Source organism: Rhodococcus sp. NFXS4, from assembly GCF_058139645.1.
The window spans coordinates 1,789,374-1,812,737 of record NZ_CP192221.1; the positions used below are offsets into that span (position 1 = coordinate 1,789,374).

The window sequence follows — 23,364 nt, forward strand, 5'->3', positions numbered from 1 at the left end:
GCATCTCCGACCGCGGCTACCGTGTCCGGCGCGTGACGACGTCACGCGCCGGAGGCGTGTCCGAACCGCCCTACGATTCCTTCAATCTCGGTGATCACGTCGGTGACGACCCGGCGCACGTGGAGGCCAATCGGCGTCGTCTCGCCGAGAAGATCGGTCTGTCTCCCGAGCGTCTAGTATGGATGGACCAGATCCACGGTCGATCCGTCGCGACGGTGGACGGACCGGTCTCCGGACCGGTCGAGGCCACCGACGCCCTCGTCACCACCCAGCGCGACCTCGCGCTCGTCGTCCTGGCCGCCGACTGCGTGCCGCTCCTGTTGTCCGACGATGCCGCGGGCGTCGTCGCCGCCGTTCACGCCGGCCGCGTCGGTGCTCGGATCGGCATCGTCCCGCGCGTTCTCGACGCCATGGTGGCCGCGGGCGCCGCCGTCAACCGGATCGAGGCGTTCCTCGGCCCGGCGGCCGGGGGAGACGACTACGAGGTGCCGCGCACCATGCAGATCGACGTCGAGACCCACCTGCCGGGCAGTGCGACGCGTACTCGCAAGGGCACACCCGGTCTCGACATCCGGGCGGGCCTGCGTCGCCAGTTGCTCGAGGCCGGCGTCGCCGGAGTGGCCGCGGATCCGCGCGAGACCATCACGGACCGTTCGCTGTTCAGCCACCGCCGGGGGTCGCCCACGGGGCGGCACGCCGGTGTCGTGTGGATGGACACGACCTCGTGACCGCGCCGGACGATCGGCGGACGTATCTCGAGGACCATCTCGCCGAGGTCCGCGATCGGCTGTCGCGCGCCTGTGCGGCCGCGGATCGCGCACCCGATTCCGTGACCCTGCTTCCCGTCACCAAGTTCTTCCCGGCCTCCGACGTCGCACTGCTGCGCGAGCTCGGGTGCACCGAGTTCGGCGAGTCGCGCGAGCAGGACGCGTCTCCCAAGGTCGCCGAGATCGGCACCGACGGTGTGCGCTGGCACATGATCGGCCGCCTGCAGCGCAACAAGGCGAAAGCTGTTGCCGCCTGGGCACATGCGATCCACTCGGTGGACACCGACCGTCTGGTCACCGCACTCGGCAAGGCGGTCGCGGGCGCGGTGGACAACGGTGACAGGACTGCGGATCTGGACGTCTACGTGCAGGTGAGTCTGGACGGTGACACGCATCGCGGAGGCGTGGATCGCGACGACCTGGAGGCACTCACCGCGCAGGTGTCCGAGACCTCGGGTCTGCGACTCGCCGGGCTCATGGCGGTGCCCCCGTTGGGTGCGGACGCCGACGCGTCGTTCGAGGATCTGCAGCGTCTTCACACGCAGGTCCTCGCCTCACATCCGGGCGCGGCCGGACTCTCGGCCGGGATGACGGGCGACCTGGAAGAGGCTGTCCGACACGGGTCCACGTGTGTGCGTGTCGGAACCGCAATCCTCGGTCCACGGCCGATAACCTCGCCTTGACGACATGAACACCATCGTCACCACGGACTTACTCCAGTCACACGAGTACCAGCCACACCGCCACGCCAGGAAGGTCGACCGATGAGCACGTTGCACAAGTTCAAGGCTTACTTCGGCATGGTCCCACTCGACGATTTCGAGGACGACTACCTCGACGACACGGATGCGCCCGTCGCATCCCGGTCGTCGCGTGGCGGATACGGAAAATCGATGGACGACCATGACTACGCCGATCGCGACTACGCCGAGCCGGCGTTCGTCGGTGGTCGCCGGGACGAGGACGACGACTACGAGCGTCCCGAGCCCCGGCACAGTGCTCGGGTGGCGCCGCTGTCGTCGCGCTCCGGTGGCGGATCCCGCTCCGGCGGCGCGATGCGCACCTCCACCCGCGGCGCCCTCGCGATGGACACTCGCATGGACCCGCACTCGGAGCTGCGTCGCAGCGAGCCCCGTCACGCCGAACCGCGCGTGTCCGACCGCCGCCAGGCCGCACTCGACGACGGGGGCCCCATGTCGACCATCACCACGCTGCGTCCGCGCGACTACAGCGAGGCGCGCACGATCGGCGAGCGCTTCCGTGACGGCACGCCCGTCATCATGGATCTGGTCGAGATGAGCAACGCCGACGCCAAGCGCCTCGTCGACTTCGCCGCGGGCCTCGCGTTCGCGTTGCGTGGTTCGTTCGACAAGGTCGCCACGAAGGTGTTCCTGCTCTCACCGGCCGACGTCGACGTCTCCGCCGAAGAGCGTCGCCGGATCGCCGAGACGGGCTTCTACAACCAGCAGTGACGTCTCACACGGCGCGGTGGGCCGGTCTCGCGGTGCGAGATGGCCTCCCCGTGTCGCGAGATGGCCTCCCCGTGTCGTGAGATGGCATTGTGGTGTCGTGCGTGATCAGAAAGTTGTGTCGGTGTCGGTCTCTCCTGCGTCTCGCAGGACGGTGAGCTGAGTGTTCGCGGTCCTGTACTTCATCCTCTTCGTCTTCTGGCTGTTGCTCATCGGCCGGATCATCGTCGAGTTCATCCGATCCTTCGCACGTGACTGGCGTCCGACGGGTGTGGTCGTGGTCGTACTCGAAGCGATCTTCACGGTCACCGATCCGCCGGTCAAACTGCTGCGGCGCATCATCCCGCCACTGAATCTGGGCGGTGTCCGGCTCGACCTGTCCATCATGGTGCTGCTCTTCATCGTCTTCATCCTGATGCGCGTGGTGCAGGGCGTCGGCTGACGGTGAGTTCCGTCGACGGCGACAGTGTCCCGTGTGACAGAATGTTGCTCGAAGGTGCACGATGAGTGACCATTGCTCTTTGTGCGATATAACTGAATGTCCTGGTTGCCCCCACTACGGCAGCCGGGTGCAACTGCCACTGTTGATCGAACGAATGCTCGCGTACATCGCTTGTCGATGCTCCACCGCTCTCGAGACGCGTGAAGGGACCCTTCCATGCCGCTGACTCCCGCCGATGTGCACAACGTCGCGTTCAGCAAGCCGCCCATCGGTAAGCGCGGATACAACGAGGACGAGGTCGATGCATTTCTCGATCTCGTCGAACAGGAGCTGTCGCGCCTGATCGAGGAGAATGCCGACCTGCGTCAGCGGGTCGGAGAGCTCGATCAGGATCTCGCCGAGGCCAAGAGCTCGGCAGCGTCGCGTCAGAGCACCCCTGCCCCCGCGCCTGCTCCCACCCCCGCACCGGCACCGCGTCCGGAGCCCGCCAAGCCGGCACCGGTCGTCCAGGCCGCTCCGGCACCGGCTCCTGCCCCCGCCGCGGCGTCGTCCGCCGGCGATTCGAACATGCAGGCTGCGAAGATCCTGGGTCTCGCCCAGGAGATGGCCGATCGCCTCACCGGTGACGCGAAGACCGAGTCCGAGCAGCTGCTCGGGAGCGCTCGCGCCAACTCGGACCGTCTGGTCAGCGAGGCGCAGAGCCGCGCCGAGTCCCTCGTCTCCGAGGCTCGCCAGAAGGCCGATGCACTGCTGTCCGACGCACAGACGCGCTCGGAGACTCAGCTGCGCCAGGCCAAGGAGAAGGCCGACGCGCTCGAGAGCGATGCTGAGCGCAAGCACACCGAGATCATGGCGACCATCAACCAGCAGCGTTCGGTCCTCGAGGAGCGCATCGAGCGCCTCAAGACGTTCGAGCGCGAGTACCGGGTCCGCCTCAAGTCCTACCTCGAGTCCCAGCTGCAGGAACTCGACCAGCGTTCGTCCGCACTGCCGGTCGACAGCGGTCAGGATCCGTTCAGCAAGGACAACGGCCAGTCGTCGAACTTCGGACAGTCGTACGCCAAGGGCAACAACTGATCCGTCCTCGTCGAGGCTGTTCCGGGGGGAACCAGCGGGGGGATCGAGGGTGAACGGATGAGTGCGTGCTTGTTCTGACGCTGGTTCTGGCGGGCGTCGGGTTCGCGTTACTCGTCGTCTCGCTCGTCACGGGATCCGTGGTGTGGGCCTGGGCCTGCATCACGGTGTGTCTCGTGGGTGCGGTCCTGCTGCTCGCCGGTGCCCTCGCGGGCCGGCGGCGGTAGAATGCCTCACGTCGAAGTACAGGTAGGTCCAGCGATGATCCGGCCATCACCGGGGAGCTGTCCGGAAGAACGGTCTCGGCCCGCACGGGTCGGTGCTCAGTAGAACCGGACGGGTCGAGCCCGTCACAGCTCGATCGGAGAGTGGGTCGCCTCGGCGGCCAAGCGGGGTGGTACCGCGGCTCCCGGCGCAGAGTGCCGGTCGTCGTCCCCGTGCCGCATCGAACGGGCACAGGAGCACCGCAGCCATGACCACCGACGACACCACGACGCCCGACGCGGGGTACCCCCGCGTCCGCTACGCCTCGGAGTCCGGCAGTCCCGATTTCCCGGCTCTCGAGCAGCAGGTCCTCGCGCACTGGGACGCGGACGGCACGTTCCGAGCCAGCGTCGACGCGCGTGCCGACGCCGACGAATTCGTCTTCTACGACGGGCCGCCCTTCGCCAACGGCCTCCCGCACTACGGCCATCTCCTCACCGGCTACGTGAAGGACCTGATCCCGCGTTTCCAGACCATGCGCGGGCGCAAGGTGGAGCGACGGTTCGGCTGGGACTGTCACGGTCTCCCCGCCGAGCTCGAGGCGGAGAAGCAGCTCGGCATCACCGACAAGAGCCAGATCGACACGATGGGTCTGGCGGAGTTCAACGCGTACTGCAAGCAGTCCGTTCTGCGGTACACCGGCGAGTGGCGCGACTATGTCACGCGCCAGGCGCGGTGGGTGGACTTCGACAACGACTACAAGACGCTCGACCTGGACTTCATGGAGTCGGTCATGTGGGCGTTCAAGGAACTGCACGACAAGGGCCTGGTGTACCAGGGCTTCCGCGTGCTGCCCTACAGCTGGTACGAGCAGACGCCGCTGTCGAACCAGGAGACCAGGCTCGACGACGCCTACAAGATGCGTCAGGACCCAGCGGTCACGGTGCGGATGACGTTGAGCGCGCCCGGCTCCCCGCTCGACGGTGCGGACGCACTGATCTGGACCACCACCCCGTGGACCGTGCCGTCCAACCTGGCGATGGCCGTACGCCCCGACATCGACTACGTGCAGATCGAGGACGGCGAGGGCGGCCGTGTCGTGCTCGCCCGAGATCGGGTGTCGCACTACGCCCGTGAGTTCGGCGATGAGCCCGTGGTGGTGTCCGAACACACCGGTGCCGATCTGATCGGTCTCGCCTACGCGCCGCCGTTCGATTTCTTCCTCGGTCACGAGAACAGTCACCGTGTGCTGTCGGCCGACTACGTGACCACCGACTCCGGTACCGGAATCGTCCACCTCGCACCGGCTTTCGGTGAGGAGGACATGGACGTAGCGACGGCCAACGGTATCGAGGTGGTGCAGCCGCTCGACGCCGGCGGCAAGTTCACCGCGATGGTGCCGCCGTACGAGGGTCTGATGATCTTCGATGCCAACCCGGTGATCATCAAGGACCTCAAGGCGTCGGGAAAGCTGGTGCGGCACGAGACCATCGAGCACTCGTACCCGCACAGCTGGCGTTCGGGTCAGCCGCTGATCTACATGGCGGTGCCGTCGTGGTTCGTCTCCGTCACCAGTTTCCGCGACCGGATGGTCGAGCTGAACCAGGACATCACGTGGGTGCCCGAGCACATCCGCGACGGCCAGTTCGGCAAGTGGCTCGAAGGCGCGCGTGACTGGAACATCAGCCGGAACCGCTACTGGGGCAGCCCCATCCCGGTGTGGGTGTCGGACGACCCCGCGTACCCGCGCACCGACGTGTACGGCAGTCTCGACCAGATCGAGGCGGACTTCGGCGTCCGTCCGACCGACCTGCACCGGCCGTTCATCGACGAGCTGACCCGTCCCAACCCGGACGACCCCACGGGCAGGTCCGTCATGCGTCGAGTCCCCGAGGTACTGGACTGCTGGTTCGAGTCGGGCTCGATGCCGTTCGCCCAGGTGCACTACCCGTTCGAGAACGCCGAGTGGTTCTCCACGCACAACCCGGGCGACTTCATCGTGGAGTACAACGGTCAGACGCGTGGGTGGTTCTACACCCTCCACGTCCTGGCGACGGCGCTGTTCGACCGGCCCGCCTTCCGGACGGTCGCCGCACACGGCATCGTGCTGGGCGAGGACGGGCTCAAGATGAGCAAGTCCAAGGGCAACTACCCGGACGTCAACGAGGTGTTCGACCGCGACGGCTCCGATGCCATGCGGTGGTTCCTCATGTCGTCCCCGATCCTGCGGGGCGGCAACCTGATCGTCACCGAGCAGGGCATCCGCGAGGGTGTGCGGCAGGCACTGCTGCCGATGTGGAACGCGTGGAGTTTCCTGCAGCTGTACGCGTCGAAGCCGGGGACGTGGCGGACCGATTCCACCAACGTGCTCGATCGCTACATCCTGGCCAAGTTGGCCGAGACCACGCGCGTCATCACCGAGGCGTTGGAGGCGGTCGACATCGCGGGGGCGTGCGACGAGTTGCGTCAGTTCTGCGACGCGCTGACCAACTGGTATGTGCGGCGCTCGCGTCAGCGCTTCTGGAACGAGGACGCCGACGCGATCGACACTCTGCACACGGTGCTCGAGGTGCTCACCCGCGTCGCGGCCCCGATGCTCCCGCTCGTCAGCGAGGTCGTCTGGCGGGGACTCACCGGTGGGCGCTCCGTGCATCTCGCGGACTGGCCGGTGGTCGGTACCGAGTTGCCGGCCGATCCCGAGCTGGTCGCGGCGATGGACGAGGTCCGCACCGTCTGCGGCGCGGCACTGTCGCTGCGCAAGGCGAAGAACCTGCGCGTCCGCCTGCCGCTGCAGGAGCTCACCGTCGCCGCCGACGACGCCGAGCGGCTGCGCCCGTTCGCGGACCTCATCGCCGACGAGGTGAACGTCAAGCGTGTCGATCTCACCGAGAACGTCGACGTGCACGGCCGTTTCGAGCTCGTCGTCAACGCCCGCGTGGCCGGTCCGCGTCTGGGCAAGCAGGTGCAGGCGGTCATCAAGGCGGTCAAGGCAGGGGAGTGGAGCGAGACCGACGGCGTCGTCACGGCGGCAGGTCTCGAGCTGCTGCCCGAGGAGTTCACCCGGCGCCTGGTCGCGGCGGAACCGGAGTCGACGGCGGCGCTCCCGGGCAATGCCGGGCTGGTCGTGCTCGACTCGGAGGTGACCGAGGAGCTCGAGGCCGAGGGGTGGGCCAAGGATCGCATCCGCGAGTTCCAGGACGCCCGACGCTCCGCGGGTCTGGACGTGTCCGACCGCATCGCGGTGACGGTCGACGTTCCCGCCGAGCGCCGGTCCTGGTTCGACACGCACCGCGACCTCATCGCCGGCGAGATCCTGGCCACCGATCTGCAGGTCGGCGATCCGGGTTCGGCAGCAGTCGATCTCGGCGACGGAGTGCGGGCATCGCTGGTGAAGGCCTGACGGTGTGAGCGGCGGGTCGGCCGAGCGCAGCAGACGCTGGGTGTTGCATCTCGACATGGACGCGTTCTTCGCGTCGGTCGAGCAGCTCACCCGGCCGACGCTGCGGGGCCGACCCGTGCTCGTCGGCGGCGGCGGTGGTCGAGGCGTCGTGGCGGGATGCAGCTACGAGGCACGCGTGTTCGGTGCCCGGTCGGCGATGCCGATGCACCAGGCTCGACGACTCGTCGGATCCGGTGCGGTGGTGGTGCCGCCCCGCGGCAAGGTCTACTCGGCTCTCTCCACCGTCGTCTTCGACACCGTGCGGCGCGTCGTGCCGGTGATCGAACAGCTCTCGCTCGACGAGGCGTTCGGTGAGCCCGCGGAGTTGGCGGGAGCGACCGTCGCCGAGGTGGAGGAGTTCTGCGCCGCGCTGCGTGCGTCAGTCCTGGACGCGTCCGGGCTCGTCGCCTCCATCGGAGCAGGAGCGGGCAAGCAGATCGCGAAGATCGGCTCGGGCCTCGCGAAGCCGGACGGCATCCGGGTGGTCTCTCCGGCGGACCAGGCCGCCCTCCTCGAGACTCTGCCGGTGCGGAAGTTGTGGGGCATCGGGCCGGTGGCCGAGGACAAGCTCCGCCGACTGGGAGTGCACACGGTCGGTGCGTTCGCCGCGATGCCGGAGGCGGAGGCCGCGTCCGTGCTCGGTTCCGCCGTCGGCCCCAGCCTGCACCGTCTCGCACGTGGTCTCGACGATCGACCCGTGGCGGAACGCGCCGAGTCCAAACAGGTCAGTGCAGAGACCACCTTCGCCACCGACATCGTCGACATGGCCGGGTTGCGATCCGCCATCGTCGCCAGCGCGGAGGCCGCCCACACCCGATTGACGAAGGACGGGCGGGCGGCCCGCACCGTCGTCCTCAAGCTCCGCAAGTCCGACATGAGCATCGTGACCCGTTCGGCCACACTGCCGTACGCGACGGTCGATCTGGCGACGATCGTGGCCACCGCGCAGCGGCAGGCTCTCGATCCGCGCGAGCTCGGCAGTATCCGACTCGTGGGCGTGGGCCTCGCCGGGCTGTCGACGGTCCGGCAGGAGTCGCTGTTCCCCGAACTCGACCAGGAGGGCCTCGACGTCGACTCCTCGGTCACCGCGGCCGAGCCCGCGCCGGTCGTCACGAGCGACGTCCTGCTCTGGCGGCCGGGGCTCGACGTCCGACACGACGAGTACGGCCACGGGTGGGTGCAGGGCGCAGGGCACGACGTGGTGACCGTGCGGTTCGAGACGCGGAGCACGGGCCCCGGGGTGGCGCGGACCTTCTCCGGAGACGACGAGCACCTCGCGGTGGCGGATCCGATGGACAGTCTGGCCTGAGGCTCACCGATCGAGTCCTGTGACCCATCCGCGGGGCGCGCACCGCCGAATACGCGTGACTGCGGCGTCTGTCGCCGCACCCGTACGACGAGGAGTGCCCGTGCCCGGCACCGAGTTCACGCTGCGAGCCTCGCTCCCATGGTGAGCGATCAGCGGCACCCGCTAGCGGGTCTGCGCGGAGCCGAGTGGGTCGCCGTCTGTGCAGATCTCCTGCACGCGGACGGAGCGACCGCGGTACTCACCTCCGCGCACGCCCCGGACAGCAGGCGCGTGCTGTACCCGACCGCCCACGATGCCGTGCAGCTGGCGGATCTGCAGTACCTCCTGGGCGAGGGACCCCACGCGGAGACGATGGCGGACGGTCGGATGCACAGTGTGTCGGTCGACTCGGCGGCGGATTGCGCGCGATGGCCCCTGCTGGTCGACTGTCTCATCGAGTCTGGGGTGCGATGGGTCCGGACCGTCGCGCTCGGAACAGCCAGCCGGGTCGGCACCCTGCAGTGCCACGGACGCGGTCCCCTCGGCACACCCGACGAGAGGACCGTCGCGGCGGTGGGCAGACTCGCCGATGTGCTGGGCGACGAACTGGTCACCTCCGGCCTGGCAGGCGTACCGGCGGATCCGGGCGGTGAGTGCGACCTGATCGACGAGGCCATCGGTGTCCTGGCCGGTCGTCACCGGATCGACGCGCCCGCGGCGTCGGCCGTGCTGCGGGCGGCGGCGTTCGCGGCGGATCGCACGGTGGCTCTCCAGGCCCGAGCCGTTCTCGGCGTCTGAGCGGTGTGTCGGCAGCATCCGTCGACGCCCGGGACGACACGAGGGGGTTTCGGCGTCCGAACTGCTCGTCGTGACGGTCTTCCGGCGCTCGTTCCTTCCGTGTCTTCGGCGTTTCCGGTGACATGCGGGAAATGCGTTCGTGCAATTGTGATGTGTGCGAACAAGTACTGTCACCCGACATTTCCGTCCGTTACTGTGACCGAGTCCACTGACCTTCGGGGAAAGGCTCGTCATGAATGTCAGACTTCTCGCTCGGGTGTGTGCAGCGGCGTCTGTCGCCGCTGCGGCCCTGGTCGTTCCCAGCGCTGTGGCCACCGCGGCGCCGTGTACGGACGTCGACGTCTCGTTCGCACGCGGGACCGGTGAACTGCCCGGACTCGGCATCACCGGTGGACCTTTCACCAGCAGTGTCACCTCCACGCTCGCCGGACGGTCCGTCAGCACCTACGCCGTGAACTACGCTGCCGACTTCTCGCAGGCCAGCGCCGGGCCCGGCTCGCGTGACCTGGTCGCGCACATCACCTCCGTCGCAGCAGCATGTCCTGCAACGCAATTCATCATCGGTGGGTACTCACAGGGTGCCACTGTGGTCACCAATGCCGTGGGTCTGCGCACCCCGAGCAGTCTCACCGGTTCCGTGCTGCCCGCCGGCGTCGCCGACAGGGTCAAGGCCGTCGTCGTGTTCGGCAACCCGTTCGGTCTGACCGGGAGGACCATCGAGTCGGCGAGCGGAACCTACGGCCCGCGCGCCCGCAGTTTCTGCAACTTCGGAGACCCGGTGTGCCAGATCGGCGGATTCAATTCCTTTGCGCATCTCACCTACGCGAGCAATGGCAGCGCGGGTCAGGGTGCGACATTCGCAGCCTCCCGAATCAGCTGAATCGCTCATTGTTCGACTGATCGGAGCTCGGTGGACCGAATGTGCGCGGTGCATGCAGGTTCGGCGTCGAACCCGGCATCCTCCACCCGGCCAGGGGTTCGCCCCGTGCGCAGCGCGCGGTGTTCTGCGCAGGATGCAGAGTGCGCGCTACCCCGTGCGGTGCGCGCGGCGGCCACCGCGCCGGCCGACGCCGCCCACCCTGTGACCCCTCTCGAGGGCGCGACGAGCTTTACCGTTTCCTCAGAACTGGTCGGTAAGGTCTGGCCCGACGCTCGATACCGAGTCAACTCACGAGATGTAAGGACGTACACGTGAAGCTTCCCCGTACCGGACGCGCACTGGTGGCAGGCATGGCAGTCGCCGCCGCCCTGACGATGACGGCGTGCAGCAGCGGCGAGGACGGCGGCACCACCGACGCCACCACGTCGGCAGCCACCACCTCCAGCGCAGTTGCCGAGGCACCGTCCGATCTCCCCCCGGTTCCCACCGCCGAGGAGCTGAACACGCGCCTGCAGGAGAGCCTCGATCCCAACGTGCCGCTCGAGCAGAAGGTCCAGTACGTGCAGGGCGCGGAAGCTGATCCGGAGCTCATCAACAAGGTCGCCGAGGCCGCTCGCGTGAACAACGCGAAGATTCAGGTCCTCGACGTGACCGATCTGGGCGACGGCACGCTCAGCTCCAACGCCACCATCGATCTCGGTGGCCAGGTCAACCCGCTCCAGGTCGCCTACGTGGCCGAGGACGGGGAGTGGAAGCTGTCGAAGGACAACGCTTGCGCGATCGTGTCGCTGGCGCAGCTGACCTCGCCTGCCTGCACCGCCTGACACCGCAGTACCGACCACACGACGCCGGCATCACCTTCGGGTGGTGCCGGCGTCGTCGTGTCTCAGCGCAGCCGGTCGGCGGCGGTGCGCGCGAGCGTCCGCACCAGGTCGGGGTCGACGGGCTCGGTCCCGGTGGCCACCAGTTGGCTCAGGGTGGATCCGGAGACGGTGAGGATCGCGTCCGTCGTCAGAGACACGCCGTCGCTGCTCACCGCGAGTCGCACCGCCACGGAGGCGTCGCCGATCGGGGCGACGTCGGTGAGCAGGGTCGAGGCGCCGACGCGGTAGTCCACCCGCACACCGTCGGCGTCCGTGCCGCTGAAGGTCGCGCATCGTGTGAGCGAGTCCTGCACGGCCGCGAACGCGGTGAGGGCGCCGGGACCGTCGTAGCTCGCGGCGTCCTGGTCGATCGACGAGAAGTCGGGTCCGCCGTAGGAGACGGATGCGGCGCTGATGACGCCGGGCACCTGGGTGGCGATGGGCGCCAGCACCGCGGCGCACTCGGCGGGGTCGGTGCTCGACCGGTCCTCGGCCGTCGCGCCCGGAGCGCTGGGGTCGAGCGGAGGCAGGTCGTAGCCGGTGTAGCCGGGTGGGAGGTCGGCGATGCCCAGGAGCCGACCGGCGAGCAGAGCGTTGTCGGTGATCGGGCCGGTGCCGGTGGCCGACGGCGGAGGGACCGGAGTGAAGGCGGGGAGCCCGACGGTGGGCGCCTCGGGCGTGGCCTCGCTCGGTGTGTCGCCGACGTCCCGATCGGTGCCGCATCCGACGAGCACCACCGCGAGCGCTGCCGTGACCGCGCCCAGTCGTCTCAACTCCACGTCACCGTGTTGCTGGTGGTCTGCTTCAGCGTCGTCTGGCTGTTGGCGTCCCGGTAGACCTGGTCGCCGCCGACGGCGACCGTGCCGCCCAGGGGAAGCGGCTTGGACGGATCGATCCGCAACTGCCCCTGGCCGGTCATCACGAACGACTCGATGTTCAGGGTGCCCTGCTCGTCGGGCAGCTGCCAGATCGGTTCCTCCGGCGACTGGGTCACGGCGACGTCGACCGTCGCGACGCCGTCGTCGAACGAGGTGAGTGTCGCCGTCGTCGTCTGCAGCAGCGAAATCCCGCTGACGACCTCCTGGGTGACGGTCCATCTCGCGCCGACGCCGATGGCCTCTGCCGGGAACGGGACGGCGCGGTACACCGCCTGGGACAGCGCCTGCTCGACGGCTGATCGAGCGATGTCCCGGGCGTCCGGCGACGGATCGATGGTGAGTGCGGTGACGGCACCCGACGGCGTGGTCGCGAAGCCTGCGGACGATCCCGCGGTGGGCCCGAGGCTCGCCTGCAGGGTGGCGTCCGACGTGGTGGCGGCACCGAGTGTCATGTCGACCTGGAGTCCGTCGGACCCGGCCGCCGAGCGTGAGGTCGCCGTCATCGGCAGCGTCAGCGGCGGGGTCGAGAAGTCCTGCGCCTCGGCAGCGTCGATCTGCTGGCTGATGGTCGACTCGGCCACGAGGGTCGCGGTCTGCTCTGCTTCCGACGGGGTCGCGGTGACGACGGTCCGCGGCTCGGCTCCGGCATCGACCAGCGTGGTGGTGACCGCGGAGACCGGGAGGGTGACCGCGGACGTGCTGGGGGTCAGCTCCTCGGTCGCGGGTACGTCGGTGTCGGTCCCGCACGCCCCGAGCGAGAGGACGACGGTGACCGCTGCCGCGGCGACGAGGGTGGTGGAGCGTCGGCGGGGTCGTGTCGAGAGCAGTGTCACGCGCCCGAGGTTAGCGTCGGATCCTGAGCGGCCGGTGAGCGGTGAGGGCAGGTAGTGGACAATGGTGGGGTGACCGACGTGGAGAATCCGGACCGACCCCTGGCCCGACGTACCCGACGGCTGTTCGCTGTCGCGGCGGTCGTGCTCGCCCTGGACCTGCTCACGAAGATCGTCGCGGTCGCCGTCATCGAGCCCGGTCGACCGATCGAGATCATCGGTGACACCGTCACCCTCCGCATGGTGCGCAACGCGGGCGCGGCGTTCTCGATGGCCACGGGCATGACCTGGCTGTTGACGCTGGTGGCCGTCGCCGTCGTGGTGGGTGTGATCCGCATCGGACGCACTCTTCGCTCCGGCTGGTGGGCCGTGGGCCTCGGCCTGGTGCTGGGCGGCGCGCTCGGCAATCTGATCGACCGATTCTTCCGCTCGCCCGGCCCGCTGCAGGGTCACGTCGTGGACTTCGTGTCCATCGGCTGGTGGCCGGTCTTCAACGTCGCCGATTCCTCCATCGTCTGCGGGGCCGTCCTGCTGGTGATCATCACGCTGTTCGGGATCGAGCCGGACGGGACTCGCCGTGCCGACGACAAGGGTGACGACCCCGCGGTGACCGAGAGCGCAGCGGCGACGGAGTCGGAGAAGAAGGCGTGAGGGAGACACGGTCGATGCCCGTTCCGGACGGGCTCGACGGCATGCGCGTGGATGCGGGACTGGCTCGGCTGCTGGGGTTGTCGCGGACCGTCGTCGCGACCCTCGCCGAGGAGGGCGCCGTCCAGGTCGACGGTTCCACTGTGGCGAAGTCCGACCGTCTCGGCGGCGGCACGTGGCTCGAGGTGGAACTGCCCGAGCCCGCGCGTCCGTTGACCATCGAGGCACAGCCGGTGCCGGGCATGGAGATCCTGTACTCGGACGACCACATCGTCGTCGTGGACAAGCCGGTCGGAGTGGCCGCGCACGCGAGCGTGGGCTGGACGGGACCGACGGTGATCGGTGGTCTCGCGGCCGCTGGATTCCGCATCTCGACGTCCGGGGTCCACGAGCGTCAGGGCATCGTGCACCGTCTCGACGTCGGGACGTCCGGCGTGATGGTGGTGGCCACGTCGGAGCATGCGTACACCGTGCTCAAGCGCGCGTTCAAGGAGCGCACGATCGACAAGCGCTATCACGCTCTGGTGCAGGGACATCCGGACCCGAGCAGCGGAACCGTCGATGCGCCCATCGGACGACACCGCAGCAACGACTGGAAGTTCGCCGTCACGGCGGACGGCAAGCCCAGCATCACCCACTACGACACGGTCGAGGCGTTCCAGGCCGCGAGCCTGCTGGACGTGCACCTCGAGACAGGGCGCACTCACCAGATCCGGGTGCACTTCTCGGCGCTGCGGCATCCGTGCTGCGGTGATCTGACCTACGGTGCCGATCCGCGCCTGGCCGAACGACTCGGCCTCGAACGCCAGTGGCTGCACGCCCGCGCACTCGGGTTCACTCATCCCGGTGACGGCCGCTACGTGGAGTTCTCGAGCCCGTACCCGGCGGATCTGCAGCACGCACTGGACGTGTTGAGAGCGGGCTGAGACGCGTGCGCGCCGTGTCCGCGGCGTCGGTCGTCGCGTTGATCGTCGCGGTGCTCGTGCTCGGTGTCCTCGACCCGGTCCGTGGTTCGTCGGTTCGCACCGATGCCCTCGGTCCCGACAACGACGAGACCGCCGCGCAGTACGTGGCCCGGGTGGACCCGCCCTCCGGCGACGGAGATCGGTGGGCGCTGGTGTCCTTCACCCGGTCGATGCGTGCCGACGAGATCGCGCCCACCGTCGACGGAATCAGGGTCTCGGTCGTCTATGCGCACGTGCCGATCGACCGCGTGCAGACCCCGCTCGTGGTGGTCCCGGTGCCGGACACCGACTCCGTGCTCGCGTCGTCCGTCCGTCTCGCCGCCGGCCTCGTTCCGCCCGGACGCGACCAGCGCGGGAACGCGATCGCGACGGTGGTGCGCGCACGCCTGCAGGCCGACTGTGACTGCGCCGCAGGAGTTCTGGTACGTGCGAGTGTTCCGGAACTCGCCGCGCTCGCGGGCCTGGACGGCATCCGCGCGGTCGAGGCATTGCCGGGGGACGCGGTCTACGGCCGGTTCGCGGTGGCACCGCTGCATCCCGAACGCGACGGCGACGCGGTGCAGCCCGACGACGGCCCGGTTCCCGCCTCCTGACCTCAGGACCCGAGTAGGCCGAAACCGAGCACCGCCGAGTCGTCCGCCCAGTCCAGATCGTGAATGCGGATCCCGCCCATTTCGTTTCCGCCGACGGTCGTGACCGTGTCCCCGTCCACCGCGACCACGATGTTCGTGTGCTGGCCGACGAGCAGATCCCCGACGGGCCCACCCGACTCGTACAGGACGACGTCGCCGACCGCGGGGGAGTGGTCGCCGACCGGCGCGAAACGGCCCTGTTCCTGGTAGTACTCCGTCAACGTGTAGACACCGGGAATGCGCCACCCACCCGAATGCGGATTGGTGAACGGCTGTCCGGCCTGGCGCATCACGTGACTGACGAAGTCGGCGCACCAGGCCTCGTCGACGCCCTCGGAGTAGAACGTGGCGGGACGGGGATCGCGATACTCACGCTCCACCACCTCGAGCACACGCTGCTGCGCAGGGGACAGGGACGCGTCGGCCGCGGGGAAGTCGGCGGTGTCCCACGGGTACCACCGCTCGGGCGCGGTCCACAGCACCGCCGCGACGGCGACCACCGCGAGGGCGACGACGCCGGCGACGGTACGGCGGACGCGGGTGCTGGTGGGCATGCCTCGACGCTACCGAGCCGGGTCTCCGTGGTCAGGATCGCGGCGCCGATCTTCACGGAACCCTCACATGATGGACTGGGGACATGAGACGTGTGGGGCGCCGACATCTGATCCGTGCCGTCGGCGGGTCCGCCGCCGCGGTGCTCGTCGTCGTGCTCGGATCGGCGGCGTGGGTCGCCGCCTCGTCCCACGGTCGGCTGTACTCGGCGGACACCGCGCCGCGCGCTCCCGTCGCCATCGTGCTGGGCGCTCGGGTCCAGGAGGGCGAACCGTCGTCGTTTCTCGCCGGTCGTCTCGACGCGGCACTCGATCTGGTGCGGCGCGGTACCGTGCGCGCACTTCTGTTGTCGGGCAACGCCGCCGGCACGTCGGGTGACGAGGTGGAGGTGATGACGCGCTACCTGGTGCGCCGCGGCGTCGATCCCGACCGCATCGTGGCCGACCCGTACGGTCTGACGACCCACGACACGTGTCGACGCGCTGTGGCGACGTACGGAGTGTCGACGGCCCTGATCGTCAGTCAGGACACCCATGCCGCACGTGCGGTGGCCCTGTGCCGAGCTGCGGGGATCGATGCCGGCGGTGTCGTCGCTCCCTGTGACTGTTCCCGGCGCTCGCTGCTGCGGCAGTTCGTACGCGAGATGCTCGCGCGTCCCAAGGCCGTGCTGGACGTGCTCCGCGGCTCCGCGCCCGCGGTGCAGTCGCCACCGACCGACGCGGTGCGCCGCGCCGTCGAGATCGGCTGAGGCGAGTCACTCGGATCACCTCGAGCCCAACCCTGTTCGCACCGTCGCACCGCGAGCAGTCTGGAGACCCGAGCGCGAGTGTTCCTGTCGCGATGCTTGCGGCGACAGCTCCGGCGCATCGAGCTCAGTCCGTTCGTCTCGCGGACGACGTCGTTGCGCGGCTTCGTGTTCGACGTGGCGACCGGTGCGCTGCGTGAGGTTCAGCCGGCCTGATCGAGCGTGTCGGTCAGCCCGCGCTGCCGCGGCGGGCCTTCTCCAGCGCGGCCAGTGTCGACATGACGGTGGCGCGCTGACGTTGCAGGTCGCTGAGCCGGGCACGCGCGGGCAGACCCGACGACGCCTCGGCGTCGGCGATGCCGGCCTCGATGGCGGTGAGCTGCTCGAGCAGACCGGTCACGCGATCGGCGAGCACGGCGACGTCCACCGTGCTGACGGCACCCGACGGAGCGGAGGACGACGAGCGGGACGGGGTGGTGCGGACGGCGGCGGACGCACCGGCGCGGGCCGAGGCCTTCCGGACGTCGGCGGCCGCGGGACGCTTCGGCAGGCGGACCCGGTCGAGAGCGGCACGCGCACTGCGAGCCGCGGTGCGGTGCTCGAGCTCCTCGTCGTCGTCGGACGTCACCGCGCCGCCCAGGGGACGCAGGCCGTACATGCCGATGAAGCGACGCGCCGCGTCGATCGTGTTCTCGTGTTCACGGCACTCACCGCACCGGGGCTCGTCCCGGTAGATCTCGATGTCGGTCCGGCTGCCGCACCACACGCAGCCGCCGGGACTCCACCGCCGGGTGACGGGGGTGTCGTCCGCAGCGGTGTCGTGGGGTGAGGTGGTGGTCATCGTGGAGGAGGCGCCGGAGCCGAAATTTCGATCGTCGATCACGTCGAACCAGCGTAGTGCACGACACGAGGCCCGAGGAGCGGGAGCGGCTGTCGCCTCGTGCTTTTCGCGTCGTCGGTGACCAACGTCATGACACACCCGGCTCCGCTCGGTCGTGTGATCGGCGTGTCGCGTCAGCAGACTCGTCGGTCTTCCCCCGGGGCTCCCGACCGTCCATACTCGGCAGTCGTGAGCACACTCGAAGTCACGACCGTCGCCGACGGCGTGCACGTCGCGTTCGGGCCGGACGTCAACTGGACACTGTTGGTCGACGGCGAGGACGTGACGCTGGTCGACTCGGGATATCCGCGGTACGTCGGTGCGGTCGTCGAATCGCTGCGTCGTGTCGGTCGGCGTCCGGAGGACGTGCGGGCGATCCTGCTGACACACGCGCACATCGACCACATCGGCGGTGCCGGCCACTTCGCCTCGACCTACGGCACGCCGGTGCTCACCTCGGACACCGAGGCGCGGCATGCCCGACGTGAGTATCTCGAACAGGCATCGCCGCTCGACGTGGCGCGTAACGTCTGGCGGCGCGGTGCGCTCGCATGGACGGTGCGCATCGCTCGCGCGGGCGGAACCGAATCGGGCGCCGTCGCCGACGCCGAGGGGTTCGACTCGGTCGTCGGATCCGTGCCGGGTGGGCCGTTGGACCTGCCGGGCGGGCCGGTGCCGCTCGACAGTTCGGGTCACACGTCCGGTCACACCGGGTATCACGTGCCGGGTGCGGGGGCCGTTCTGTCCGGTGACGCCCTGGTCACCGGACACGCTCTGAGCGTTCGGACCGGACCGCAGATGCTGCCGCCCCTGTTCGCGCACGACCGGCCGCGGGAGTTCGACGCGCTCGACGCTTTCGTCGGCCTGGACGCCGACGTCCTGATTCCCGGACACGGGGGAGTGCATCGCGGGTCCGTCGACGACGCGGTGCGGCGGGTCAGGTCCGCACGCGCCTGAGTCGACTCCGGGTCAGCGGGGTCGCCGAATGCGGATGGGGCCCTTCGCCGTCGACGGGTCGACCACGTTCCCGCCCTGCGTGATCTCCGCCTCGCCCGCGGCGACGAGACGGCGGGCGGCGCGGCGGACGGGTTCCATCAGGGGGCGCCAGTCGTCCGGCGACACGGCGCGAGCCACGTCGGAGGGACAGATCGACGAATCGCGGGCGCGACTGTCGAGCAGCCGCCGGATCGCGTCCTCGAGACCGTCGTCGGCTCCCGCGGAGCCCGTGCGTCGGCACGCGTCGCTGCAGTACTTCACCGAGTCCCAGTCGCGTTCCCACTTCTTGCGCCACTCGATCCGTCGACCGCAGACGGCGCAGGTCTTGTCCGCCCGAGCCTCGGCCTCGCCGCTCGGCGCCTTCTTCCTGTGTGCCACCTCGTCGATTGTGCACCGGTCGGGGATAGCGTGAGCGCGTGCGCAGTCTCACGTCCTCTCTCGGCTCCCGGCGCGGTGGAGCTCCCCGGTCGTCCTCCAGCGTCGGCATGGCCAGCGGTGTCGGTGCGTACGGACTGTGGGGACTGTTCCCGGCCTTCTTCGGCGCGCTGTCCTTCGCCGGACCCGTCGAGGTCCTCGCGCACCGCATCGTGTGGACGTTGGTGCTCATGCTCGTCGTCCTGGCGGTGTTGGGACGACTGTCCACGCTGCGCGGTCTCCCGGCGCGCACGTGGGGTGTGGTGGCGTTGTCGTCGGCGTTCATCTCGATCAACTGGGGCGTCTACATCTTCGCGGTCTCGCAGGACCGTGTGGTCGAGGCAGCCCTCGGATACTTCGTCAATCCGCTCGTCAGTGTCCTGCTCGGCGTCGTGGTGTTCCGGGAGCGGTTGGGCCGTGCGCAGATCGCGGCCCTCGCGCTGGCCTTCGTCGCGGTGGTCGTGCTCACCGTCGACTACGGACGGCCTCCCGTCATCGCCCTCACCCTGGCCTTCTCGTTCGCGCTGTACGGCGTCATGAAGAAGGTGGTCCGGCTCGAACCCACCACGTCGCTGACCGCGGAGGGGCTCGTGGGGGCGCCGATCGCGATCGGTTACCTGGTGGTGCTGAGCGTCACCGGGGGAGCGAGCGCCCTCTCGCTCGGGGTGCCGCACGCCCTGCTGCTCGTCCTCGCCGGGCCCGTCACCGCACTGCCGCTGCTGCTGTTCGGGGTCGCCGCGCAGAAGCTGCCGTTGGTCACCCTCGGTCTGCTGCAGTACCTGACACCGGGCCTGCAGCTCGCGTGGGGAGTGCTGGTGCTGAACGAGGACATGCCCGCGTCGCGGTGGATCGGTTTCGCACTCATCTGGTGCGCGCTGGCGATCTTCACGGTCGACTCCGTGCGGCGTCTGCGGGCGCATCGCGTGGCGTCGGTGCCGGTCGAGGCGGCGTCCGCGGACGCCCCGCGCTAGTCCTCATCCGTCACAGTCGTCACACGCCGCGTGTGCGGAGAATGTTGTCGGCCCGACGACCTAGAGTGGCTCCCGTGTCGGACTTCGTTCATCTCCACAATCACACCGAGTACTCCATGCTGGACGGGGCGGCGAAGATCGCGCCGATGTTCGCGGAGGCCCAGCGCCTGGGGATGAGCGCGGTCGGGATGACCGACCACGGCAACATGTACGGGGCCAGTGAGTTCTACAACGAGGCCAAGAAGGCCGGGGTCAAGCCCATCATCGGGATCGAGGCCTACATCGCCCCGGAGTCCCGTTTCAACAAGAAGCGCGTGCTGTGGGGAGACCGCAGCCAGAAGTCGGACGACGTCTCGGGCAGCGGCGCGTACACGCACATGACGATGGTGGCGGAGAACGCGACGGGTCTGCGCAACCTGTTCAAGCTGTCGTCCCTCGCGTCCACCGAGGGGCAGCTGGGCAAGTGGGCGCGCATGGACGAGGAGATCATCGCCAACCACGCCGAGGGCATCATCGCCACCACCGGTTGCCCGTCCGGCGAGATCCAGACCCGGCTTCGTCTGGGCCACGAGCGTGAGGCGCTCGAGGCGGCGGCCAAGTGGCAGGAGATCTGGGGCCCCGACAACTTCTTCCTCGAACTGATGGACCACGGTCTGTCGATCGAGCGGAGGGTGCGAGAAGGACTGCTGAGCATCGGGGAGCAGCTCGGCATCCCGCCGCTCGCGACCAACGACTGCCACTACGTCACCAAGGACGCGTCGGTCAATCACGAAGCGCTGCTGTGCATCCAGACCGGTAAGACGCTGAGCGATCCCACCCGGTTCAAGTTCGACGGCGACGGCTACTACCTCAAGTCCGCGGAGGAGATGCGCGCCCTCTGGGACGACGAGGTGCCCGGCGCGTGCGACTCCACGTTGCTCATCGCCGAACGCGTCCAGTCCTACGACGAGGTGTGGGAACACCGCGACCGGATGCCGGTGTTCCCGGTGCCGGAGGGCTACACGCAGGGCACCTGGCTCCGCAAGGAGGTCATGGACGGCCTGCACCGCCGCTTCCCCGACGGTCCGACGGAGGAGTACCTCTCCCGTGCGGACTACGAGATCAGCGTCATCCTCGAGATGGGCTTCCCCGCCTACTTCCTCGTCGTCGGTGACCTCATCAACCACGCCAAGGAGGTCGGCATCCGCGTCGGCCCCGGTCGAGGTTCGGCGGCCGGGTCGCTCGTCGCCTACGCGATGGGGATCACCAACATCGACCCGCTCCCGCACGGTCTGCTGTTCGAGCGGTTCCTCAATCCCGAGCGCGTCTCCATGCCCGACATCGACATCGACTTCGACGATCGCCGACGCGGCGAGATGGTGCGCTACGCCACCGAGAAGTGGGGCAGTGATCGTGTCGCGCAGGTGATCACGTTCGGCACCATCAAGACGAAGGCCGCCATCAAGGACTCGGCCCGCGTGCAGTTCGGGCAGCCGGGCTTCGCCATCGCCGACCAGATCACCAAGGCACTGCCCCCGCCCGTGATGGCGAAGGACATCTCGGTCGCGGGTATCACCGATCCGACGCACGAGCGGTACAAGGAGGCCACCGAGGTCCGCTCGCTGATCGACTCGAACCCCGACGTCGCGAAGATCTACCAGACGGCCAAGGGTCTCGAGGGGCTGATCCGCAACGCCGGCGTCCACGCCTGCGCGGTCATCATGTCCTCGGAGCCGCTGACCGACGCCATCCCGGTGTGGAAGCGTCCGCAGGACGGCGCCATCATCACCGGCTGGGACTACCCGTCCTGCGAGGCCATCGGCCTGCTGAAGATGGACTTCCTGGGGCTGCGCAACCTCACGGTCATCGGTGACGCCATCGACAACATCAAGGCCAATCGCGGCATCGACATCGATCTCGACGCCCTGCCTCTCGATGATCCGGCGACGTTCGAACTGCTCTCGCGCGGAGACACTCTCGGCGTGTTCCAGCTCGACGGCAGCGCGATGCGGGACCTGCTGCGCAAGATGCAGCCCACCGGATTCGAGGACATCGTCGCCGTCCTGGCGCTCTACCGGCCCGGTCCGATGGGCATGAACTCGCACAACGACTACGCCGATCGCAAGAACGGTCGTCAAGAGGTCAAGCCGATTCACGCGGAACTCGAGGAACCGCTGAAGGTCATCCTCGGCGAGACGTACGGCCTGGTGGTCTATCAGGAGCAGATCATGCAGCTGGCGCAGAAGGTCGCCGGCTACTCGCTCGGCCAGGCCGACCTGCTGCGGCGCGCCATGGGAAAGAAGAAGCTGTCCGAGCTGGAGAAGGCGTACGCCGGATTCCGCCAGGGCATGCTGGACAACGATTTCTCCGAGGCCGCCATCAAGGCGCTCTGGGACACCGTGCTCCCGTTCGCCGGCTACGCGTTCAACAAGTCGCACTCGGCGGGGTACGGGCTGGTGTCCTACTGGACGGCGTATCTCAAGGCCAACTACCCGGCCGAGTACATGGCCGGACTGCTCACCAGTGTCGGCGACGACAAGGACAAGGCGGCGATCTATCTCGCCGACTGCAGACGGCTCGGCATCACCGTGCTGCCGCCGGACGTCAACGAGTCCGAGCTCAACTTCGCCTCGGTGGGCGAGGACATCCGCTTCGGTATGGGCGCGGTGCGCAACGTGGGCGCCAACGTCGTGGCGTCCATCATCTCGGCGCGCAAGGAGAAGGGGAAGTTCACCGACTTCTCCGACTACCTGGCCAAGATCGATGCGACTGCCTGCAACAAGAAGGTCACCGAGTCTCTCGTCAAGGCCGGTGGTTTCGATTCGCTGGACCATCCACGCAAGGGTTTGATGCTGATCCACGCCGACGCGATCGACTCGGTGCTGGGCACCAAGAAGGCGGAGGCCATCGGCCAGTTCGACCTGTTCGGCGGCGTCGACGCCGACGAGTCCATCACCTCCGTCTTCAACGTGAAGATCCCGCCCGAGGAGTGGGACAGCAAGCACCGTCTCGCTTTGGAGCGGGAGATGTTGGGGCTGTATGTGTCCGGGCATCCGCTGAACGGAGTCGAGCACGTGCTCGCGGCTCAGTCGGACACCGCCATTCCCACGATCCTCGAGGGCAGTCTGAAGGACGGCACGCAGGTCACGGTGGGCGGCATTCTGGCGTCGGTCAACCGACGGGTGAACAAGAACGGTCTGACCTGGGCGTCCGCCCAGCTCGAGGATCTCACCGGCGGTATCGAGGTGCTGTTCTTCCCGCAGGCGTACTCCGTGTTCGGTGCGGACGTCGCCGAGGACGCCGTGGTGCTGGTGAAGGCCAGGGTGTCGGCTCGGGACGATCGGATCTCGCTCATCGCGAACGACATCGCGGTTCCCGATCTGTCGTCCGTCGGTGTCGCCAAGCCCGTCGCCGTCAGCTTGCCGACGCGTCAGTGCACCGCGGACAAGGTCGGGGCGCTCAAGCGGGTGCTGGCCAGCCATCCCGGCACCACCGACGTGCACCTGCGCCTCATCAGTGGCGACCGGGTCACCATGCTCAAGGTGGACGAGAAGCTGCGCGTCACACCGTCATCGGCGCTGATGGGCGATCTCAAGGCGCTGCTCGGACCCGGCTGCCTCACCGTCTGACGCTGCCTCACCGTCTGACGC

23 protein-coding genes and 2 pseudogenes are annotated in these 23,364 nt (G+C 68.7%); 19 read left to right on the top strand and 6 right to left on the bottom strand.

Features of this window, described 5'->3' with window-relative positions; genetic code table 11:
- Window positions 1-2: 2 nt before the first annotated feature.
- The 11 genes from pgeF to J4E04_RS08420 all read left to right on the top strand — a co-directional run bounded on the left by pgeF (window position 3) and on the right by J4E04_RS08420 (window position 11,185).
- A complete protein-coding gene (gene pgeF / locus J4E04_RS08370) occupies window positions 3-728 on the top strand; it encodes a peptidoglycan editing factor PgeF (RefSeq protein WP_490150516.1) in 726 nt (241 codons plus the stop codon).
- A complete protein-coding gene (locus tag J4E04_RS08375) occupies window positions 725-1,450 on the top strand; it encodes a YggS family pyridoxal phosphate-dependent enzyme (RefSeq protein ID WP_490150341.1) in 726 nt (241 codons plus the stop codon). Before pgeF ends, J4E04_RS08375 begins: the two co-directional genes overlap by 4 nt.
- Before the next feature lie 81 nt (window positions 1,451-1,531).
- Window positions 1,532-2,239: a cell division protein SepF gene (locus J4E04_RS08380; RefSeq protein ID WP_027505855.1), complete on the top strand. Its 708-nt coding sequence runs from the start codon at window positions 1,532-1,534 to the stop codon at window positions 2,237-2,239.
- Between the two features lie 160 nt (window positions 2,240-2,399).
- Entirely contained in the window at window positions 2,400-2,678 is a 279-nt protein-coding gene (locus J4E04_RS08385) for a YggT family protein (protein WP_027505856.1), read from the top strand.
- A gap of 216 nt (window positions 2,679-2,894) precedes the next feature.
- Entirely contained in the window at window positions 2,895-3,755 is an 861-nt protein-coding gene (gene wag31, locus J4E04_RS08390; RefSeq protein ID WP_027505857.1) for a DivIVA-like cell division protein Wag31, read from the top strand.
- Window positions 3,756-3,820: 65 nt separating this feature from the next.
- A complete protein-coding gene (locus J4E04_RS08395; RefSeq protein ID WP_307092454.1) occupies window positions 3,821-3,979 on the top strand; it encodes a hypothetical protein in 159 nt (52 codons plus the stop codon).
- Between the two features lie 245 nt (window positions 3,980-4,224).
- Entirely contained in the window at window positions 4,225-7,356 is a 3,132-nt protein-coding gene (ileS, locus tag J4E04_RS08400; protein WP_490150342.1) for an isoleucine--tRNA ligase, read from the top strand.
- A gap of 55 nt (window positions 7,357-7,411) precedes the next feature.
- A complete protein-coding gene (locus J4E04_RS08405) occupies window positions 7,412-8,704 on the top strand; it encodes a DNA polymerase IV (protein WP_373428381.1) in 1,293 nt (430 codons plus the stop codon).
- A 138-nt stretch (window positions 8,705-8,842) separates the two neighbouring features.
- Window positions 8,843-9,481 carry a hypothetical protein gene (locus tag J4E04_RS08410; protein WP_222649268.1) on the top strand — a complete coding sequence of 213 codons (639 nt, stop codon included), beginning with the start codon at window positions 8,843-8,845 and terminating at the stop codon, window positions 9,479-9,481.
- A gap of 232 nt (window positions 9,482-9,713) precedes the next feature.
- Window positions 9,714-10,361 carry a cutinase family protein gene (locus tag J4E04_RS08415; RefSeq protein ID WP_056445560.1) on the top strand — a complete coding sequence of 216 codons (648 nt, stop codon included), beginning with the start codon at window positions 9,714-9,716 and terminating at the stop codon, window positions 10,359-10,361.
- A gap of 350 nt (window positions 10,362-10,711) precedes the next feature.
- The gene (locus tag J4E04_RS08420) at window positions 10,712-11,185 is read left to right on the top strand and encodes a WKL family lipoprotein (RefSeq protein ID WP_261769496.1); all 474 of its coding nucleotides are present in this window, start codon (window positions 10,712-10,714) and stop codon (window positions 11,183-11,185) included.
- A gap of 62 nt (window positions 11,186-11,247) precedes the next feature.
- Here the strand turns inward: J4E04_RS08420 and J4E04_RS08425 are convergent, their stop codons facing one another.
- Together J4E04_RS08425 and J4E04_RS08430 are read right to left on the bottom strand one after the other, a co-directional pair.
- Window positions 11,248-12,003, bottom strand: a complete 756-nt coding sequence (locus J4E04_RS08425) for a hypothetical protein (RefSeq protein ID WP_490150343.1) — start codon at window positions 12,001-12,003, stop codon at window positions 11,248-11,250.
- Window positions 11,994-12,935 (bottom strand): hypothetical protein, encoded by a 942-nt coding sequence (locus tag J4E04_RS08430; RefSeq protein WP_490150344.1) that lies wholly within the window; start codon window positions 12,933-12,935, stop codon window positions 11,994-11,996. The genes J4E04_RS08425 and J4E04_RS08430 overlap by 10 nt, the downstream gene beginning before the upstream one ends.
- Window positions 12,936-13,004: 69 nt before the next feature.
- On the opposite strand from J4E04_RS08430, the gene lspA reads away from it, so the two are divergent.
- From lspA to J4E04_RS08445, 3 genes are read left to right on the top strand one after another with little or no spacing between them, the layout of a single operon-like run.
- Window positions 13,005-13,583: a signal peptidase II gene (gene lspA / locus J4E04_RS08435; RefSeq protein WP_231476321.1), complete on the top strand. Its 579-nt coding sequence runs from the start codon at window positions 13,005-13,007 to the stop codon at window positions 13,581-13,583.
- Window positions 13,580-14,506 (top strand): RluA family pseudouridine synthase, encoded by a 927-nt coding sequence (locus J4E04_RS08440; RefSeq protein ID WP_027505865.1) that lies wholly within the window; start codon window positions 13,580-13,582, stop codon window positions 14,504-14,506. The genes lspA and J4E04_RS08440 overlap by 4 nt, the downstream gene beginning before the upstream one ends.
- Window positions 14,507-14,511: 5 nt before the next feature.
- Window positions 14,512-15,138 carry a hypothetical protein gene (locus J4E04_RS08445; protein WP_490150345.1) on the top strand — a complete coding sequence of 209 codons (627 nt, stop codon included), beginning with the start codon at window positions 14,512-14,514 and terminating at the stop codon, window positions 15,136-15,138.
- 2 nt (window positions 15,139-15,140) lie between these two features.
- Here J4E04_RS08445 and J4E04_RS08450 read toward each other — a convergent pair whose 3' ends face one another.
- Entirely contained in the window at window positions 15,141-15,731 is a 591-nt protein-coding gene (locus J4E04_RS08450; RefSeq protein ID WP_222630607.1) for a CHAP domain-containing protein, read from the bottom strand.
- Window positions 15,732-15,823: 92 nt separating this feature from the next.
- Between J4E04_RS08450 and J4E04_RS08455 the strand changes: the two genes are divergently transcribed.
- Together J4E04_RS08455 and J4E04_RS08460 are read left to right on the top strand one after the other, a co-directional pair.
- Window positions 15,824-16,477 carry a SanA/YdcF family protein gene (locus J4E04_RS08455; RefSeq protein WP_490150517.1) on the top strand — a complete coding sequence of 218 codons (654 nt, stop codon included), beginning with the start codon at window positions 15,824-15,826 and terminating at the stop codon, window positions 16,475-16,477.
- Between the two features lie 99 nt (window positions 16,478-16,576).
- Window positions 16,577-16,690, top strand: a pseudogene (locus J4E04_RS08460) (carbonic anhydrase); the annotation flags it as partial.
- Between the two features lie 13 nt (window positions 16,691-16,703).
- On the opposite strand, the gene J4E04_RS08465 reads toward J4E04_RS08460, so the two are convergent.
- Window positions 16,704-17,357, bottom strand: coding sequence for a hypothetical protein (locus J4E04_RS08465; protein ID WP_490150346.1), 654 nt, complete (start codon window positions 17,355-17,357; stop codon window positions 16,704-16,706).
- Between the two features lie 186 nt (window positions 17,358-17,543).
- On the opposite strand from J4E04_RS08465, the gene J4E04_RS08470 reads away from it, so the two are divergent.
- On the top strand, window positions 17,544-18,311 hold the full coding sequence (locus tag J4E04_RS08470; RefSeq protein ID WP_027505869.1) for an MBL fold metallo-hydrolase: 768 nt from the start codon (window positions 17,544-17,546) through the stop codon (window positions 18,309-18,311).
- A 12-nt stretch (window positions 18,312-18,323) separates the two neighbouring features.
- On the opposite strand, the gene J4E04_RS08475 is transcribed toward J4E04_RS08470, so the two are convergent.
- Together J4E04_RS08475 and J4E04_RS08480 are read right to left on the bottom strand one after the other, a co-directional pair.
- Window positions 18,324-18,611 (bottom strand): DUF3253 domain-containing protein, encoded by a 288-nt coding sequence (locus tag J4E04_RS08475; protein ID WP_490150518.1) that lies wholly within the window; start codon window positions 18,609-18,611, stop codon window positions 18,324-18,326.
- Window positions 18,594-18,728, bottom strand: a pseudogene (locus J4E04_RS08480) (DUF2256 domain-containing protein); the annotation flags it as partial. The gene J4E04_RS08475 and the pseudogene J4E04_RS08480, both read right to left, overlap by 18 nt.
- A gap of 107 nt (window positions 18,729-18,835) precedes the next feature.
- Here J4E04_RS08480 and rarD point away from each other — a divergent pair.
- Entirely contained in the window at window positions 18,836-19,735 is a 900-nt protein-coding gene (gene rarD / locus J4E04_RS08485) for an EamA family transporter RarD (RefSeq protein ID WP_490150519.1), read from the top strand.
- A 41-nt stretch (window positions 19,736-19,776) separates the two neighbouring features.
- Window positions 19,777-23,343 (top strand): DNA polymerase III subunit alpha, encoded by a 3,567-nt coding sequence (gene dnaE, locus J4E04_RS08490; protein ID WP_051613374.1) that lies wholly within the window; start codon window positions 19,777-19,779, stop codon window positions 23,341-23,343.
- Window positions 23,344-23,364: the final 21 nt, after the last annotated feature.